The organism is Bartonella sp. AP20NXHL (genome assembly GCF_042196165.1).
In the GTDB taxonomy this organism is placed as follows: domain Bacteria; phylum Pseudomonadota; class Alphaproteobacteria; order Rhizobiales; family Rhizobiaceae; genus Bartonella.
The window spans coordinates 1-1,104 of sequence record NZ_JBHIPV010000078.1; the positions used below are offsets into that span (position 1 = coordinate 1).

Annotated in this window: 1 protein-coding gene; it reads right to left on the minus strand. The window is 30.1% G+C overall.

Annotation, left to right across the window (positions count from 1 at the left end; translation table 11 throughout):
* Window positions 1-806: 806 nt before the first annotated feature.
* Window positions 807-1,104, minus strand: a 298-nt coding sequence (locus ACFILL_RS09280) for an autotransporter outer membrane beta-barrel domain-containing protein (RefSeq protein WP_375637989.1), incomplete at its 5' end; no start/stop codon positions are given.

The window sequence follows — 1,104 nt, forward strand, 5'->3', positions numbered from 1 at the left end:
ATTTAGAATACTCACTCATCATTCTACATATTCAATAAAAAACTGAATATTATAAATTTCTTTCATTCAAACCTGTTTATATTTAATCAATTAACCCCTTGTTCATCACAAACGAAGCTGGCATGTAAAGAAGGACTTTTGAAAAAAAGGTGAATTGCTTCTTATGAACATTCTCGAGTGCTAAAATCTGCGCAAATATTGAATGCTGAAAAAAGAATGATGATATCCGCGCATAACCGCAATAAAAATAATATCCTGTATCCAATCAAAATTTCTCTGCCACCTATCATTTACAAAACAACAACCGTAACAATACGATAAAGCATACTTTACTTTTATTATAATTTGACCTCAAACTCCCTCTGTTTGTTCTAAAAACAAGTATTTCTCCAAAATTCTTAAGTAAACATCCTAAAAAAGGAAACAAATAATATGCGTATGAAATGATATAAACGTAAATAAAGTTCTAAAACAAAATTCAAAAAAATGCATAAATCTCGTAAAGACTAAACTTATGATCTATAAAATTTAATAAAGAAATGGACAAAAACAACCATCAATATCGTCTCTTTTAAAAGATTATACCACAAGAATTTAGCATTCAAGCTTCTCACATTCACAATGAAATCTGCCCCCATATCTTAATATCAAAATTTTAGGAAAATTCCTCATCGCATAGAAGAAAGCATCTATTGTAATCTTTTATATCAAAAAAATAACCATATTGATGAGGAAAAATAAATTTCAATACATTAAAAGGCAGAAAAATCTTCTGCCTTTCATATAAAAATGCACATTATATCTCTTCAAAAAAGATGGCGCAATCCAGCAGAGAAACTGGCTCCAGAAAAACCAGCTTTCTTAAATTTATGCTGATAAGTTACATCTCCATGAAGAAAAAATTTTGAAGAAAGACGAGCATTAAACCCAAGACCTGCTTCCAAAAAAGAACCAAAAAAACCTAATTGGAAATCGTTTTTAAAAGAAACAAATTGCTTATCTTCAAAACTATGCAAATAAGAAAGCTTACTATAAAAAGAAACGACACGTCCCTCTTCAGAAACATTAAGTGTCTTGCTTAAACGCCCACCAACACGCCCCACC